Below are 15,134 nucleotides of genomic sequence, written 5' to 3' on the forward strand. Positions count from 1 at the left end.
AATGAAAAGAGAAGTAAAAACCTTATTATCTAAATCTACTGATTCTATTCTTGTTGCAATAGAACATTTTAACAGACCTTTTGATGTCGGACGTCAAGAGACTGTATTAATTATGTTAGACAGAGGTTTTGAACTCTTCCTAAAGGCTTCAATTTTACACAAAGGCGGAGCGATTAGAAATAAAGACGAGAAAAACACCTTGGGTTTTGATCGCTGTTTAAGAAAATGTGTAAGCGAGACTGAATTAAAATGCTTTAGTGAACAGGAGGCTTTACAAATTCAAATGATTAACTCGCTTCGTGATGCAGCACAGCATTTTTACATGGAAATCTCGGAACAACAGTTTTACATACATACGCAAGCCGGAATAACCTTATATGCAAGAAAATTGAATGAAATATTCAAAACAAAGCTTAGTGATTATTTACCTGAAAGAGTTTTGCCGGTTTCAACTCTACCTCCCGATGATTTTGGTGGATTATTTACACATGAGTTTAAAGAAATCGTAGAGCTATTAAAACCAAAATCAAGAAAAAAAAGCAACGCAATTGCGAAGCTAAGAGCGTTTGCAATCGTAGAATCTTCTTTAGAAGGAGAAACAACTCAGCCTTCTGAAGTAGAGTTGAAAAATATAGCGAAGAGAATTCAAAAGAAAGAAGATTGGAAATCCATTTTCCCAAATATTAAAACTTTAAGCTTAAACCCATCTGGTAATGGATTTGAAATATCTTTAAAACTTACGAAAGGCGAAGGAGAAGCCATCCATTTGGTTGACGAGGGAAATCCAAATGCAAAGACAATTGCAATTAGAAAAGTTAATGAATTAGCATTTTACAGTTTAGGATTAAAAAGTCTTGCAGAAAAACTATCGTTAACTCAGCCAAAACTACTTGCAGTAATAGAACATTTGAAAATTCAAGAGAATCCTGATTTTTTTAAACTTATACAGGTTCGTTCGCAAAAGCATAAATCATACAGTCCAAAGGCATTGGATTATTTAAAGAAAAAACTCCCTGAGCTAGACATTAAGGAAATCTGGAATAATAGAAAGAAGTAAAACATGGCAAAGAAAAATAGTACAAGACAAGTAGTTCCCAACCAAGATGGAGGTTGGAGTTCTAAAAAAGGTGGAGCAGATAGAGCTTCCAGAAATTTTGAAACTAAAAAGCAGGCTGAACAATGGTCTAGAGACCTTAGCCGTAAAGAAGGTTCTGAATTGGTAATCCACAAAAAAGATGGAACCATCCAAAGAAAAGACAGTCACGGAAACGATCCATATTCACCAAAAGGTTAATAGTTATGAGCAAACAACTCACACCCGAAGACATCAAAAGCATTGTGCAATCCGGAGAAGGTTACAATGCCGAGTTTAAAATACGTGTGCCTAATAAGGTAAAAGAGATTACTGAGGAACTTTGTGCTTTTGCCAACTCTGCCGGAGGTGTGTTGTTAATTGGTGTGAGTGATGACAATGTAATTCATAGTGTTTCAATAGACAACGGTAAGCGGTCTGCTATTCAAAATTCTATTAATGAGATTAATCCCCATTTGCCTACCGATTTTTATGCTGTTGAAATAGATGGAAAAACGGTTTGGGTAATTGAAGTAAACACGGGTATTCAAAAACCTTACGCCCTGTCAGGTGCTATTTATGTAAGGCAAGGACCAAACACGCAAAAACTCACCACAGTAGAACAAATGCGTGATTTTTTCCAGCAGTCGGATCGTATTTATTTTGATGAAGCTCCCTGTGCTGATTTTGATCTTGCTAAGGATATTGACCAAAATTGGTTTGAAGAATTTAGGCTGCAAAGCGGTTTGTCGAAAGCCGTTAGTCAAGAGCAAATCATAAATAACTTAAAATTAGTATTGCCTAATGGTAGCGTAAAAAACGGTGGAGTTTTGTTTTTTGGAAATGCACCAGAGCAATTTATTGATACGGCTGTAATTCGTTGTATAGCCTTTGATGGGACAAACAAAACCAACATTATTGACGATAAGGTTTACGGTGGAGCCTTAATGAAGCAATACGAACAAGCCATGCAATGGCTAAAAGGCAAACTTTCTGTTCGTTATGAAATTGAAGGCAGTGGACCAAGAAAAGAAATTTGGGAAATCCCCGAAACTGCTTTTAAAGAAGCCATCATCAATGCCTTATCGCATCGAGATTATTACGATAAAGGAGCAAGAATAACCATAGAGTTATTTAAAGACCGAGTTGAAATCAGCAATCCCGGAGGTTTAACCAGTGCCATTTCTTTAGCTGAATTTGGAACAAAGAGCCATAGCCGAAATCCACTCATATTTGGTTTGTTTGTACGTATTCAAATGGTAGAGCAAGTAGGTTCGGGTATTGGAAGAATTAGAGATTTAATGAAAACAGCCAAGCTCCCTGAACCTCAATTTAAAACAGACGGTATGTTTACGGTGGTGTTCCAAAGAACTATGGAAGACACTGTGGAGAAAACTGTGGAAGAAGTTAATTTAAGCTCTACCGCAAAAAAAATACTGGATTTAATAAAACAGCATCCTAGTGTTACAACTAAGGAATTAGCTGAGGCTATTGGTATTACAGACAAAGGGGTTGAGTACAATTTATCAAAACTTCAAAAGGATGATATTATTTACCGAGAAGGCTCAAGAAAATCAGGTGTTTGGAAATTGAAAAATCAAACTAGGGAATAAACTAGGGAATAAACTAGGGAATAAACTAGGAATAAAAAATATAGTAATGACAAGTGATGTAGTACAAAGTTCGGGGAATATTACGGGAAAAAGTTCGGGAATAAATTTCCAGGAATTAGGGATAAAGCTTACTCATCATTCATAATTCAAAACTCATAATTATGGAAATAACACCATCATTTATAGAAGACCATATATCGCAAATTCCGGCACTTAAACTGCTGATGAATTTGGGGTGGAAATATTTAACCCCTGAACAAGCGTTAGAAGGTCGTACCCATAGAACTTCTAATGTATTACTGGAGGGAGTGTTAAAAGAGCAGCTTCAAAAAATAAATAAGATTGAATACAGGCAAAAGGAATTCCCCTTTTCAGAAACTAATATCAACAATGCTATTCTGGCACTAAGAGACCTTCCAATTCAGGACGGTTTTATGGCTGCCAATAAATTCTATTATGAGCTGATTACTTTGGGTAAAAGCTTTGAGCAAACCGTATTGGGTGATAAAAAGAGCTTTTCATTTAAGTATATAGACTGGGAAAATCCGGAGAATAACGTCTATCATGTAACGGAAGAATACAGTGTGTTACGCCACGAGCGAAATGACCATTATAGACCGGATATTATTCTTTTCGTGAATGGTATTCCTATGGTGGTGATAGAATGCAAAAGCCCTAAAATTAAGGATCCGGTAGATAAAGCCATCGAACAACATCTTCGCAATCAGCAGGAAGATGGAATACGTTCTCTCTATTACTATTCTAATTTAACCTTAGCACTTGCAACGAATGAGGCAAGGTATGGCACAACCGCAACACGAAAAGAATTTTGGGGTGTTTGGAAGGAAGTCTTTAAAAAGAAGGAAAGTCTTGCTGAATGGGAAGATCATATCTATGAAATAAAACATAAAAGCCTAGAGGATAACGAACGAACAGCCCTGTTCAAAGAACGCTTCAAATATGTGTGGAGTTATTTTGAAAAACTGGAAGCAAACGAACAAACAATTACCGAACAGGATAAACTACTTTTTAGCTTTTGTCAGCCAACTAGATTACTCGACATCGTATTAAATTTCACACTATATGATAGTGGGGATAAAAAAGTGGCTCGTTACCAACAATACTTTGCAGTTCGCAACACCTTAAAAAAGATAGTTAAAAAAGATAGTAAAGGGAAACATGAAGGAGGTGTAATATGGCATACTCAGGGAAGTGGTAAGTCATTAACTATGGCAATGCTCGCTCAATTAGTAGCCTCGCATCCTGAAATAAAGAACCCCAAAATTCTATTGGTTACCGACCGTATTGATTTGGATGATCAGATAACGGAAACTTTTAAAAAGTGTAACGTGCCGGTGGAGAATGCTCAAACAGGTAAGCATTTAGTAGAACTAATTAAAAGTCCGGGAGATGCCGTGATTACAACTTTAATCCACAAGTTTGAAGCAGCAGTTAACCAATCCAAAGAAGGATTTGAATCATCCGAAATATATGTGCTTATAGACGAAGGACACCGCTCACAATACGGTTCGTTCAACGTGAAAATGCAAAAGGTATTTCCAAACGCCTGTTTTATTGCATTTACCGGAACGCCATTGATGAAAAAGGAAAAGAGTACAGCCAGTAAATTTGGTGGAATTATAGATGTTTATTCTATTACCGATGCGGTTGAAGACGGAGCCGTTGTGCCTTTGCTGTATGAAGGTCGCCATAACCTGATTGAAGTAAACGAAAAGCCCTTAGATGCTTTCTTTGATAAAGTTTCAGAACCGCTCACCGACTATGGAAAAGCGAACCTAAAAAGAAAATACAGCTCCAAAAACGTACTGAATAAAGCCGACCAAGTAATATTTGCCCGTGCTTGGGACATTGCGGAACACTATACCCAAAACGTGCAGGGAATAACTTTTGGAAGTTTAAAGGCAAAAGGGCAATTAGTAGCCCCAAATAAAACCACAGCAATCAAATATAGAGAGTATTTAAAAGAAACAAAAAAAGTGAGCTGTGAGGTGCTTATTTCCGCACCGGATGTTCGTGAGAATTACGATGATGCGTTTGAAGAAAGTGAAGATTTGGTGTTGAAGTTTTGGAAAAGCATGATGGACAAATACAACAAGGCAGAAGCCTATGAGAAGTTCATTATAAATTCTTTCAAGAAACAGGAACATCCTGAAATTATCATTGTAGTTGATAAGCTTTTAACAGGTTTTGATGCTCCAAACAACTATGTGCTTTATTTAACACGCTCGCTTAGAGAACACACCTTGTTACAGGCGATAGCAAGGGTAAACCGATTGGCTCCAGGTAAGGAACATGGAGTAATTATTGATTACTACGGAAACCTTGAAAACCTTGATACTGCTCTTGAAACTTATTCAGGTGAAAACGATTATGACGAATCTGATCTTCAAGGTACAGTTACCAATATCAATGAGGAAATCGCCAAACTACCTCAAGCTCATTCTGAGGTATGGGATATTTTCAAAGGGATTACCAATAAATATGACGAGCCTGCTTACGAAGAATTGTTATCAGATGAAGCAACCCGACATTCTTTTTATGAAAAAGTATCTGTCTTTACTCGCTTGCTAAAATTGGCTTTGTCTAGCTATGAATTCTCTACAAAAACACCGGAAAGACAAATTATAAAATACAAGAAAGATGCAAAGTTCTTCCTTGCATTGAGAGTATCTGTTAAACGAAGATATTCGGATGATATTGACTACAAAGAGTATGAACCACAGGTTCAAAAACTCATTGATAAGCATATTACCACGGATGGTGATATACTTCGTTTGACTGAGTTGGTAAACATTTTTGATAAGGAAGAACGTGAGGCAGAAGTTGAGAAATTAACGAGTAAAGCTGCCAAAGCCGACCATATTGCAAGTAGAACTATTCGAGCCATCAATGTAAAAATGAATGAGGATCCAGTATTCTTTAAAAAACTATCCAAGTTGATTAAAGAAACAATAGAGGATTATCACCAACATAGAATTGATGAAGCTGAATACCTGAAAAAGGCAAAATCGTTAGAGGATCAGTTCCTAAATGGGCAGCGTGATAATGTTCCGGAGGAATTAAGAGGTAACGATACTGGTATTGCTTTCTACAATTTAATTGGAGAAATATTCGATGCAGAACTTGGAAACCAAAGCAATGTTGGGGCTGAAATGGCAAAAGGAATAGTAGATGTAATCAAGTCTATTGTTTACGAAAACAACAAGGTGATTGTCGATTGGCAAAACAAAACAGACATAGAAGGGCAAATAAAAATAGCCATTGATGATTATGTATTTGACTTGAAATCGAAATATGATATTGAGTTGTCTTTTGATAAAATTGACCAATTCGTTGAGGAAGGTCTGAGTGTTGCTAAAATAAAATTCGTGTAATGATGGAGCTTCAAAGTTTACAATATGGCAGCTCTACCATCGAATATGAGTTGAGCTTTCAGGAACGAAAAACGCTTGGAATAAAAGTGTATCCCGATTGTACAGTTAAGGTTTTGGCTCCATTAGATAGCAATTCTGATAAAATTGAATCCAAGGTCAAGGAAAAGGCTAGGTGGATCATTAAGCAGCAAAATGAATTCCTATCCTACCATCCGCTAACTCCACCGAGGAAGTTTATCAATGGTGAAACCCATTTATACTTGGGACGACAATACCGACTTAAAGTTGAAATTGGGAACAAGAATGAGGTAAAGCTTTATCGAGGAAGATTAATTGTTACTCAAAAGCCTGAAAGTAATACGGAACAGATTTTAAATGATTGGTACAGACAAAAAGCAGTCATTCACTTTCGAGAAACATTGGAGAAAGTATTCCCGAAATTCACCAAGTACAAGATTGATTTTCCGGAACTGTCAATCCGAATAATGCCAACTCGTTGGGGAAGCTGTACTCCACAAGGCAAGGTGATTTTAAACCCTGAGTTGATTAAGGCTCCAAAAGGCAGTATTGAGTATGTTATTGTACATGAGCTATGCCATTTGATTGAGCATAACCATACTTCGGCATTCTACAACCTACAAGAGAAAATGCTCCCTGACTGGAAAAAATGGAAAGAAGTGTTGGAGCATAGTTTGGTTTAATTTAATCAACTAAGGATTGTATTGAGGGAGGCAAAACCCTTTCAATCTCATTGTTGTTTGCCTGAATCTTTTCTCTTATTGAGTGAATTATTTGATGTCGGATTATCTCAAAACGGTTTAAATCGTTGAGAAATTTTGATATTCCAAGCTCATTAAAATCACAAGGAAGTATGGCTCCTTCATCAATAAACCCATGAGGGTAGTCATTTGTGTAATCATGTTCAAGGTCAAATAATAACCTTGTAGTTTCAGGTGTTATTTGAACAAAATATGGAATGCGAACAACTCTATACCCCATATTGGAATAGCAAATCGTTTTTTCTTCCTCAGACTTAATCTTACTCACTTCACGATAATGTTTATCACCGTCAAACTCAACGATAAGCATTAAGTCATCATTTCTATAATCAGGTCGTTTTCTTGTTCCGGAATTTGGAACAATCCTATCATGTATGAACTCGTGTTCGGGAAAAACAATCCCCAAAACATCTCCTAGTAATCTTTCTGTTAAATATGCCATATTATTTCAAATTCCTCCAATGCTCCCAAATAATCACCATGGCAAGCGTATCCAGTTTGCAATAGCGTAATAAAGCCTCTTTGTAGGCTTTTTTTATTTCCGGTTGGTGTTTACTGATGCCAAAGAGCATATCTTCATAAGCTCTCATAGCTCCGGTTCCTTCGTTAACCTTTTCTGCATTTTCCAACAAGTCTATGGGTGGCAAATGTTTGTATGGGTTCTCGATTATTCCGTCTTCGCCACGATGCAATAAATTGATGTTTTCATCAAAATTTGACAGCCAGTTTTCGGTGCGTTTAGAATTGTTGGCAGCCAAAACAGCCGGCAGCGTTACTTTGATACTGGTACGTCCCTTCATAACTGGATGGAAGTAATATTTCAATGCCAAGTCGTTCATGTCCACAAAGGCTCCGGCTCCATTTTTATCAAATTTCACAACGTATTCCAACCATCGTTTTAATCCCGGAATAGATTGGTTGTACTCTTCCATTTGGTAATAGATGTTTCGCAAGGTGGTATTCTCATGCGAGCTCCACATCAAAAGTGTACCATCATAACCGACTTTATTCATCAAACTTTCGGCAAAGGCAAAGCTTGGGAATTTCGGATCGGTATTGAGCCATTCACTATGAATCGGTTCCGCTCCGGGTTGTTTAATGGTATGGCAACTCCACTGGAAAGCACTCATTTCATACGGTCGCATGCCTTTGTGAAAAGGTAATGCCGTAATACAGGTTTCAAAGTCGATAAAATGCAGCGGATATTTCCACGAGTTGATTTCCTCTTTCAATTCCCTTGCAATCCATTCTGATTGAGCTTTGGTATTGTTAATCTGTATCAATCTGCGTTCACCCCAAACGCCTTCAAAAGCTTTTTCAGGCAAGGTATCTACATCTAGTTTCTTTTCTCCAATTAAAGCATTAGCAACGGATTCCTTGTTTTCTTTGATATTCCCCAAACGGTAAACATCTCTGATATGTAATTCCGGTTCCGGCATTCCCTTCCAACATTCATGGTAGCCGTTTTTATCTTCTCCTGCATTGTATTCACAAGAGAAGCAACTTATATTCAAATTCTCCTGAATTTTAGTGCCTTGCTGCAAACTTTCACAATAGACCTTGATGGCATTTTTAATGATGGGGCTGCGTTTTTTTACTTCATCATTTACATCCACCTTCACCATAAAATCATCCTTTCGGATAAGTTCAGGATCACCAATAAATTCAATTTCGTAAAACTTAAACTTATTATGAGTTTCAACTTCTTTGAGTTCAAACAAAGCGTTTAAGCCATCTATTTTGGTTCGTTTGGCTTTGTCCGGAACAAACAGAAAACAGTCGATATGAGCATCCGGAAATACTTCCTGTAAAAGCTCTTTTTGAAAAGCAATATCCTCTAGATATTCATCCCAACCTTTGTCAAATTTTGGGTTATCGGAATCAAAGCCTTTTGACTTCACCTCTATAATCTCAAAACGATTGCCTTGCTTGACTAATATATCAATGGCAGCAACTTTGCCTTCCGTTAACAATGCCGGTTCAAAAAGGATTACGTTTTCTTTTTGTAGTTCTTCTTTGGTTTGAGTAATTGCACTCTCTAGTCCGAGTTCGTTTTGTATGCGAATACCTTCCGGAAAATGAAGTGTAGCCAATTTACCAACGGCATAACCACCTTCGGCAAGGTATTCCATGTATTCGTTACCATCATTGGCAGATTGGTAGCCGTTTTTCTTGTAATACAGCTTAGTTGGGCAGCAACGAGCTACCTTAAAATCGGATTTGGATAATATTTTTGAAAAATCGGTTTTCATCTTAATTCAACGCCTTATACCAATAGAAAAATGCTGCTTTGTCTCTCGACTTTTTGAGTTTGTTCAGGAAGTTCAGTTCTCCTGTAATTTCCAGTTTGCTGATGTCCTGACCGTTAAATTTCTCTATGGCTGAATGGTCTTTGTTCTTTAATTGTTTTGCGAGGTAAGCTGCTTTACCTGCTGCGAGTATAGCATCTTCTATTTTGAAGTTTTCAGCAATTAAAAAGCCTTCAAACCTGCGTATTCCGGTAGTGAGTTCGGTAAACCTTGTTTTGTCCGGCTCTTCGGTATTTTTGGTTCGTTTGGCTATGAGCAAAGAAGTGGTGAAAATATCATCCAGTATATCCCCTAAGCCAATTTCCAGTTCACGGTAGTTGATTTCCTTTGCTCCAATTTTCTCAAAGCTCAATGCAATTTCCTCTACGTTTTCCGCTTCATCAAACAGACAGCCAATATCAAAAAGCTGCTTAATGATTTCCTGTTCTTTGTCCTTTCCATATAGGATTCCAACGGTATTTGGTGCAAATGCTGTGAGTTTATCTCCTAAAATGGATTCAATAGATGGAACAGCTACTTCCAATACATCTTCGGATTCAATCCATTCTGATTGTATAGGAGCTGCTAATAGCCTTGGGTAATCGGTTTGCTCAAAAAGTATGTCCAACAATACAAAGTGAGCACTTTGATTGAGGCTCGATTCATAATCAAATTCGTAATGAGCTTTCGGAACGCCTTCTTTGTAGCTTCTTCTATCTTGCAGCTCCCACTTGTTGAAATGTGAGTTAGCCACAACTTTGTTCAGGATAGCTTCTACTTCTTCTCGACTTTGGGTGGTAATGATGTCAATATCTACCGAAAATCGTCTTGATTTTGCAAGCAATAACACAAGGCTTGTTCCACCTTTAAAAGTGAAATCCAAACCATGAGCTTTGAGCTGCTGCAATAAGGAAAGGGCGTGTATCATTTTCTCCAGTATCGGAGGATTGATACGCTTCAAATGCCTTTGCTGCTTAAAGCCCTTGATCCATTCTTTGGTAAAACAATGTGCTTTTATCATTCTAAAATATCTTTTAATAAATCTCCAAAATGCTCACTCATGTACGCTTTCAATTGAGGCTCTTTTTTTCTTCTCTTAGCGTAATTCAGCATTCGACTAAAATTGACGTGATACCTTTTCAGGGCATTTTCAAATAGTGTTTCCATTTCACTCCCTTGAACCGTATAAAATGTTACAGGATCGCAAAACACATCCACCAACATTTTTTCTAAAGTCGGAACCTGAATTTTATCCTTTGATTTGGGTTTTATGGAAACTTTCTGCTTTGGAGAACGACTGATTAGAGGTTTAATAACGATGGAAATTTCACTTTCCACATACCTTTCCATGATGTCCTCGTTAGGATCGAGATACACCCTAAACTGCTTGGATTCAGAATAGGCATTGAATACTTCTTCTACAAAGTCTCTTTCCACTTCTAACAAGTAAAAGAAGGTTCCTATTTGATGTCTTGTAAAATCATTAAACCATTCAGTACTCCATAAGCAGTAATCTAGGTCGTCAAATTCCTTGGCTACAATTTTTGAGAGCTTTACAAGTTTGTCTGAAATGGCAGGAACATACTTTTTACTATTAGAAATACTATAAACCCCTCGTTTTACGGATTTAATGATGTTCTTATTTAGTAAGTCATGGATACGCCATGACAAAGCCGTTTCGGTCATTTCCGGATCGAATTGCTTTAAAAAGGCGAATAGCTCATCCCGATCGAATTGAGTTTCGTTCTTAAAAGTCTCTATTAGCTGTTTCTCTATGAACTTTGTCATTTGCTATAATTAACCACTAATTTTAAATAAGTGGCGATATTTAGTAAAACTATATTTAACCACTAATGCAAATATAGTGGTTATTTTTGATAAAACTATAATTAGCCACCAAAAGCCATTTAGTGACTAATTATAGAATTTTGTGTTTTCACACGAATTTATCCCCCTAATAAATTCAATACCCCATTAATTTATACCTAGGATAAATTAAAGACCTTCCTTTTTTGTACCGACCTATATCCGGTTTCTTCCTTAAAGTTTGTCGATAAACAAACACTCACCAAAGGACAATTTTTGCCCTTTTTCTCGCCTTGTTTTACCCTGACCTTAGCTCCACAATTGGTTTAAAAACCACACAGTTCAATTCGGAAGATTTAAAAATTTAAAACGATACAAAATGAAAAATACTGATTGGAAATCAATTGGCATTATGGCAGGCATCTCACTAGGAGTTTTTGTGGTAGGAACAATCCTAAACAAGAAAGTAGTAGAACCTGCTCTTGAGAAAGCAAAAGCAAAAAAAATAGCAGCAAGTAGCGAAGAGAAAAAGTAGCTCGGTTTGAGCTTCTAGCTGAATATTAACATTAAAAAAGAATTCAAATGAATCCATATAACGATGAGTTGATGGCATATGAAGATGATGCCGAAGACAGATACGATGACTATGATGGGTATGAAGAAGACGACTTCGATACCGGTTTTGAAGGTCATGAAGATAGCTACTATGATGATGAGGACGACTTCTATGATGAAGAGGAAGAGGTAGAATATATCCCCGCTGATGATGAAGATGATATGTACGATAGCTACAAGTCAACTTCAATAGGACGTATTGATCCGAACGACCGTACCCTGACCGTAGTAGTTAAAAACACTTCCGGAGCTGATGCAGAAGCAGTTCTATTTGGAGCTAACGAAGAAGCAGCACAACCTGCCGGAGTAACAGTAACCGTTGAAGAGAGTTCACACAAAGAAGTTAGGGAGGAATCAAAAGCCAACCCTTTCAAGATTGTAGGAATGAAAATGTCGGTTTCCAATCCATTGCAGTTTGACAATGTATTGAAGGTCAACAAAAGGACAGCAACAGGAAGCAATGCGGTAAGAGTTTATCAGCCAAGAAATGCAACCTCGCCTCAAAATTTCACTCAAGGTTTGATTGATGACCACAACTTTGAGATGGATGTTACAGGGCAAGATAGCCTTAGATTACTCATAAAAGATGGTGTAACAGTGGTATTCACCTTCACAATCAAGGCAAGAGCCAACATGGGTAACCTATTGGATGGTAAAAATGTTGCCGAGCTTTCTACTGCTCCAAGAACGACTGGTCTTCCACAATTGGATTTGGTTAGAGGTAAAAAGCCATCTGCATTAGGTATTAAGCCTAAAAAGATGGTGAGAAAAATTATCCGAAAAAGACCTAGACCGATAAGACGAAGACGTGGTATTTCAATGAGAAGAAGACCGAGAGGAAGAGGCTTTTTACGAAGACGTAGATAGTAGCCTTATCCATTATAGGCTCTAGTTGAAAAAGGAATAAGGCAGCCAAAGTTAGCGATAGAGCTCTTTGGCTGTTTTTGTAAAACCCAAATTGAAATACGATGAAAAAAAGCTTAACAAGGTCGAGATATGCACAAAATCGCATTGCCTATATCGTGTATGGCAATCCTGATGGAGCTCGCAAATTTTTGTTTGACCAAGGGTATCATCCTCCTAAGAACATTCACGATTTGGTTCACGCAACCAAAGAACTGGTAAAAACTAAGGGTAAAACCATTGTTCCTCTTTTGTTAAATGTTCACCCTGAAAAAGAGTTGATTCTAAAGCTAAATCAACCTCAAAACAAGCAAGGGGAAGATAGCTTTTGCGGTGCATGCGGAAGTAGCTCCTTTAATCCTGAATCCAACTTTTGTGGGGCATGTGGCAGCAGCAATTTTAGTGGTGATTCGAGTTTAGATGTTGGCGACTACATTGATCAGTTAGTGGACATGACCACTTCACAATTAGAAAAGCACTACCAGGAAGTATTGGCAGCTTCCAACAAAAAACCGGAAGACCTATCACTTATGGAAGAAGTCCAATTGGTTTGGAACGAATTACGACAGCGAAAACTAAATGCTGAGATACCTAAACAGGAGGTTGCAAAAGACAAAGACCGATTTACAGTTTCTAAGGATGGTGTGGTGATTTTAGGATTGACATTGGCAGCAGGTGTACTTATTGGTTCTTCGATTAAAAACTAAGAAAGGATGATAAGAATTGTACGTGAGGAAAATCCTAATCGACTTGATGAGCGATCAAAATCTACATTGGCTCTTTTGGGTGTTGCTATTTCCAGTAATCCAAAACTATTCAAACAGCTTTTGGACAAATATGGTATTCAGGTTCCAACATCGGATAAAATATCACTTGCTAATGGCATAATAGAAGGGTTAGCTCAACAAAGTAAATCCTTTAATCAGGAACTCTCAATTCTTATCAGTCAAGTAATGCAGGAAGAAGCCTCTTTTACTGCGGATGATGAGAGCAATTATGTACAAGCCATAGCTGGAGCTATTGCAGGTATATCAGGTGCGGTAGGCAATATTGTTGGGGGTAGAAATAAGCAAAAATTAGCGAAAGAAGAGGCTCGTAGAGAGATGCTGAATAACATGATCGCCATGAAAGCACAAGAACAGCAGGCGGTATCAGATCAAAAAAAGATGGAAAGTAAAAAGCAGCTCTACTTAGTAGTTGGTGGACTTGCTTTAGTAGCAACCCTTGGTTTTTTCTATTTCCGTCATCAACAAAACAGTTTAAAGACCAACATCAATTAAAAGCATTTAACCATGGAAAATTACAATTACGGTATAAGTGGTCAACTCAATAATGAGTGGGATAATTTCTTGTGTTTAGGTAGGAAATGTAAGCAGCGAAAAGCTGAGCGACATAAGCTGAGAATGGAAAAAAGGAAGCTTAAAAATGACCAAAGAAGAGCAGAAACAGAGGCGTTAAGAGCTGATACGAGTGTTACTAAACAAATGGTTGCTCCTGCTCCCTCTCCTCAATTGGCTCCTCAAATGATGAGACAAGCACAACAACCAATTAATACAGCACAAGCATCTGCTCCACAGATGCAAAAAGCAGGTGTGGGAAGTCCGGTTATGATAGTAATCGGCTTGCTAGTAGTTGGAGGTATTGTGTTTCAATCCATGAAGAAAAAGGGAGCAGTAATTCAAAAGACATAAGTACATCAAAATAATACAGTATGAAAAAAAGCATTCGATATACACAAAAGCAAAATGATGTCATAGAACTCATTAGTCACCTGATACTCACCAAACCTTCGGTTGTAGAAAGTTTGCTTAGTAAGCATGGTGTCGATTTTGGGTTTCAACCATCAAAGGAGAATTTGATTAACGAGGTGGTTGAAAAGCTTAAAACAAAAAACTTACTCTTTAATAAAGATCTCGAAGGGTTATTAGATGTCCATGTTAAAAACAAAGGACAAGAGTTAATTGCCCTTAAAAGTCAGGAATACTTTGATAATCAAGTTGAAGATCAATTTTTAGGAGGTATTGTAGGTGGATTAGCAAAAGGTGCAATTAGCGGTATTTCCGGACTTTTTGGAAAGAAGAAAAAATCTAGCGGTGGAAGCTCCAATGCTGCTGCACAACAGCAAGCTGCTATGGCTGCAAAACTCAAAGCGGACATGGATGCTAAAATGAGACGGCTCGAAGATGAAAGACGAAGAGCACGAGAAGAAGCTGATCGCAGAAGACGTGAGGAGGAAGACCGAAGAAGAAGGGAACGTGAGGAAGATGAAAGAAGACGAAGACAAGAGGAAGAAGATCGAAGAAGACGAGAATCTGAGAATGCCAACAAAGAAAAGTCCAGTAAGAACATGTTGATGATAGGTGGTGTAGCTGCGGTTCTTTTGGTAGGTGGTGTATTGGTGGTAGCAATGAAAAAGTAATGAATAAGCATGGATATACTCGCTCAAATAACGGAAGAAGAAGCAACAACCAACGGAAACTTACCCCAAGGTTTTCTCTTCGCTTCCATCAAGAACGTGGGAACAAGCACAGCTCTTGTGAACAATGTGCCTTTGCCTCCGGGAGAAGCCAAAAGCTACCCCTTTGTCGGAAAAGGTTATCAGGCGGTAAACTATGAGCCACAAGGTTCTACGCTTAGAATATTAAGAATCCTATAAATGAATC

General features: G+C 37.7%; 16 protein-coding genes. 12 read left to right on the forward strand and 4 right to left on the reverse strand.

The window, feature by feature from the left end:
* Position 1: 1 nt before the first annotated feature.
* From AW14_RS07655 to AW14_RS07675, 5 genes are all read left to right on the forward strand, one after another.
* Positions 2 to 1,057, forward strand: a complete 1,056-nt coding sequence (locus tag AW14_RS07655; protein ID WP_044638279.1) for a DUF3644 domain-containing protein — start codon at positions 2 to 4, stop codon at positions 1,055 to 1,057.
* A gap of 3 nt (positions 1,058 to 1,060) precedes the next feature.
* Complete coding sequence (locus AW14_RS07660) at positions 1,061 to 1,294, forward strand: DUF2188 domain-containing protein (RefSeq protein WP_044638280.1); 234 nt, start codon at positions 1,061 to 1,063, stop codon at positions 1,292 to 1,294.
* A 5-nt stretch (positions 1,295 to 1,299) separates the two neighbouring features.
* Positions 1,300 to 2,685, forward strand: a complete 1,386-nt coding sequence (locus AW14_RS07665; RefSeq protein WP_044638281.1) for an AlbA family DNA-binding domain-containing protein — start codon at positions 1,300 to 1,302, stop codon at positions 2,683 to 2,685.
* 161 nt (positions 2,686 to 2,846) lie between these two features.
* Positions 2,847 to 6,080: a type I restriction endonuclease subunit R gene (locus AW14_RS07670; protein WP_044638282.1), complete on the forward strand. Its 3,234-nt coding sequence runs from the start codon at positions 2,847 to 2,849 to the stop codon at positions 6,078 to 6,080.
* Positions 6,080 to 6,781, forward strand: coding sequence for a M48 family metallopeptidase (locus tag AW14_RS07675; RefSeq protein WP_044638283.1), 702 nt, complete (start codon positions 6,080 to 6,082; stop codon positions 6,779 to 6,781). The genes AW14_RS07670 and AW14_RS07675 overlap by 1 nt, the downstream gene beginning before the upstream one ends.
* 1 nt (position 6,782) lies before the next feature.
* Here the strand turns inward: AW14_RS07675 and AW14_RS14465 are convergent, their stop codons facing one another.
* Genes AW14_RS14465 through AW14_RS07695 form a run of 4 tightly spaced genes read right to left on the reverse strand, consistent with a single transcriptional unit; the run spans position 6,783 to position 10,935 of the window.
* Positions 6,783 to 7,301 carry a hypothetical protein gene (locus tag AW14_RS14465; RefSeq protein ID WP_052647452.1) on the reverse strand — a complete coding sequence of 173 codons (519 nt, stop codon included), beginning with the start codon at positions 7,299 to 7,301 and terminating at the stop codon, positions 6,783 to 6,785.
* Position 7,302: 1 nt separating this feature from the next.
* Positions 7,303 to 9,111, reverse strand: coding sequence for a DUF2779 domain-containing protein (locus AW14_RS07685; RefSeq protein WP_044638284.1), 1,809 nt, complete (start codon positions 9,109 to 9,111; stop codon positions 7,303 to 7,305).
* Between the two features lies 1 nt (position 9,112).
* Positions 9,113 to 10,168: a nucleotidyl transferase AbiEii/AbiGii toxin family protein gene (locus tag AW14_RS07690; protein ID WP_044638285.1), complete on the reverse strand. Its 1,056-nt coding sequence runs from the start codon at positions 10,166 to 10,168 to the stop codon at positions 9,113 to 9,115.
* Positions 10,165 to 10,935 (reverse strand): DUF6577 family protein, encoded by a 771-nt coding sequence (locus AW14_RS07695; protein WP_044638286.1) that lies wholly within the window; start codon positions 10,933 to 10,935, stop codon positions 10,165 to 10,167. The genes AW14_RS07690 and AW14_RS07695 overlap by 4 nt, the downstream gene beginning before the upstream one ends.
* A 397-nt stretch (positions 10,936 to 11,332) precedes the next feature.
* Between AW14_RS07695 and AW14_RS14845 the strand changes: the two genes are divergently transcribed.
* The 7 genes from AW14_RS14845 (at position 11,333) to AW14_RS07725 (ending at position 15,127) form a co-directional block, all read left to right on the forward strand.
* Entirely contained in the window at positions 11,333 to 11,488 is a 156-nt protein-coding gene (locus tag AW14_RS14845) for a hypothetical protein (RefSeq protein ID WP_154662135.1), read from the forward strand.
* Positions 11,489 to 11,535: 47 nt separating this feature from the next.
* The gene (locus AW14_RS07700; RefSeq protein ID WP_044638287.1) at positions 11,536 to 12,435 is read left to right on the forward strand and encodes a hypothetical protein; all 900 of its coding nucleotides are present in this window, start codon (positions 11,536 to 11,538) and stop codon (positions 12,433 to 12,435) included.
* A gap of 101 nt (positions 12,436 to 12,536) precedes the next feature.
* Positions 12,537 to 13,178, forward strand: coding sequence for a hypothetical protein (locus AW14_RS07705; protein ID WP_044638288.1), 642 nt, complete (start codon positions 12,537 to 12,539; stop codon positions 13,176 to 13,178).
* A 6-nt stretch (positions 13,179 to 13,184) separates the two neighbouring features.
* The gene (locus AW14_RS07710; RefSeq protein ID WP_044638289.1) at positions 13,185 to 13,751 is read left to right on the forward strand and encodes a hypothetical protein; all 567 of its coding nucleotides are present in this window, start codon (positions 13,185 to 13,187) and stop codon (positions 13,749 to 13,751) included.
* 12 nt (positions 13,752 to 13,763) lie between these two features.
* Positions 13,764 to 14,162, forward strand: a complete 399-nt coding sequence (locus AW14_RS07715) for a hypothetical protein (RefSeq protein WP_044638290.1) — start codon at positions 13,764 to 13,766, stop codon at positions 14,160 to 14,162.
* 20 nt (positions 14,163 to 14,182) lie between these two features.
* Positions 14,183 to 14,890 carry a hypothetical protein gene (locus AW14_RS07720; protein ID WP_044638291.1) on the forward strand — a complete coding sequence of 236 codons (708 nt, stop codon included), beginning with the start codon at positions 14,183 to 14,185 and terminating at the stop codon, positions 14,888 to 14,890.
* 9 nt (positions 14,891 to 14,899) lie between these two features.
* The gene (locus tag AW14_RS07725; protein WP_044638292.1) at positions 14,900 to 15,127 is read left to right on the forward strand and encodes a hypothetical protein; all 228 of its coding nucleotides are present in this window, start codon (positions 14,900 to 14,902) and stop codon (positions 15,125 to 15,127) included.
* Positions 15,128 to 15,134: the final 7 nt, after the last annotated feature.

The sequence above is a fragment of the Siansivirga zeaxanthinifaciens CC-SAMT-1 genome (genome assembly GCF_000941055.1).
GTDB classification, from domain to species: domain Bacteria; phylum Bacteroidota; class Bacteroidia; order Flavobacteriales; family Flavobacteriaceae; genus Siansivirga; species Siansivirga zeaxanthinifaciens.

Bases quoted from the DNA above. Each gene is read 5' to 3' on its own strand.
- AW14_RS07695 (WP_044638286.1), bottom strand. From the start codon at position 10,935: ATGACAAAGTTCATAGAGAAACAGCTAATAGAGACTTTTAAGAACGAA.
- AW14_RS07725 (WP_044638292.1), top strand. From the start codon at position 14,900: ATGGATATACTCGCTCAAATAACGGAAGAAGAAGCAACAACCAACGGA.
- AW14_RS07670 (WP_044638282.1), top strand. From the start codon at position 2,847: ATGGAAATAACACCATCATTTATAGAAGACCATATATCGCAAATTCCG.
- AW14_RS07720 (WP_044638291.1), top strand. From the start codon at position 14,183: ATGAAAAAAAGCATTCGATATACACAAAAGCAAAATGATGTCATAGAA.
- AW14_RS07665 (WP_044638281.1), top strand. From the start codon at position 1,300: ATGAGCAAACAACTCACACCCGAAGACATCAAAAGCATTGTGCAATCC.
- AW14_RS07690 (WP_044638285.1), bottom strand. From the start codon at position 10,168: ATGATAAAAGCACATTGTTTTACCAAAGAATGGATCAAGGGCTTTAAG.
- AW14_RS07710 (WP_044638289.1), top strand. From the start codon at position 13,185: ATGATAAGAATTGTACGTGAGGAAAATCCTAATCGACTTGATGAGCGA.
- AW14_RS07705 (WP_044638288.1), top strand. From the start codon at position 12,537: ATGAAAAAAAGCTTAACAAGGTCGAGATATGCACAAAATCGCATTGCC.
- AW14_RS07715 (WP_044638290.1), top strand. From the start codon at position 13,764: ATGGAAAATTACAATTACGGTATAAGTGGTCAACTCAATAATGAGTGG.
- AW14_RS07675 (WP_044638283.1), top strand. From the start codon at position 6,080: ATGATGGAGCTTCAAAGTTTACAATATGGCAGCTCTACCATCGAATAT.
- AW14_RS07660 (WP_044638280.1), top strand. From the start codon at position 1,061: ATGGCAAAGAAAAATAGTACAAGACAAGTAGTTCCCAACCAAGATGGA.
- AW14_RS07685 (WP_044638284.1), bottom strand. From the start codon at position 9,111: ATGAAAACCGATTTTTCAAAAATATTATCCAAATCCGATTTTAAGGTA.
- AW14_RS07655 (WP_044638279.1), top strand. From the start codon at position 2: ATGAAAAGAGAAGTAAAAACCTTATTATCTAAATCTACTGATTCTATT.
- AW14_RS14465 (WP_052647452.1), bottom strand. From the start codon at position 7,301: ATGGCATATTTAACAGAAAGATTACTAGGAGATGTTTTGGGGATTGTT.
- AW14_RS07700 (WP_044638287.1), top strand. From the start codon at position 11,536: ATGAATCCATATAACGATGAGTTGATGGCATATGAAGATGATGCCGAA.
- AW14_RS14845 (WP_154662135.1), top strand. From the start codon at position 11,333: ATGAAAAATACTGATTGGAAATCAATTGGCATTATGGCAGGCATCTCA.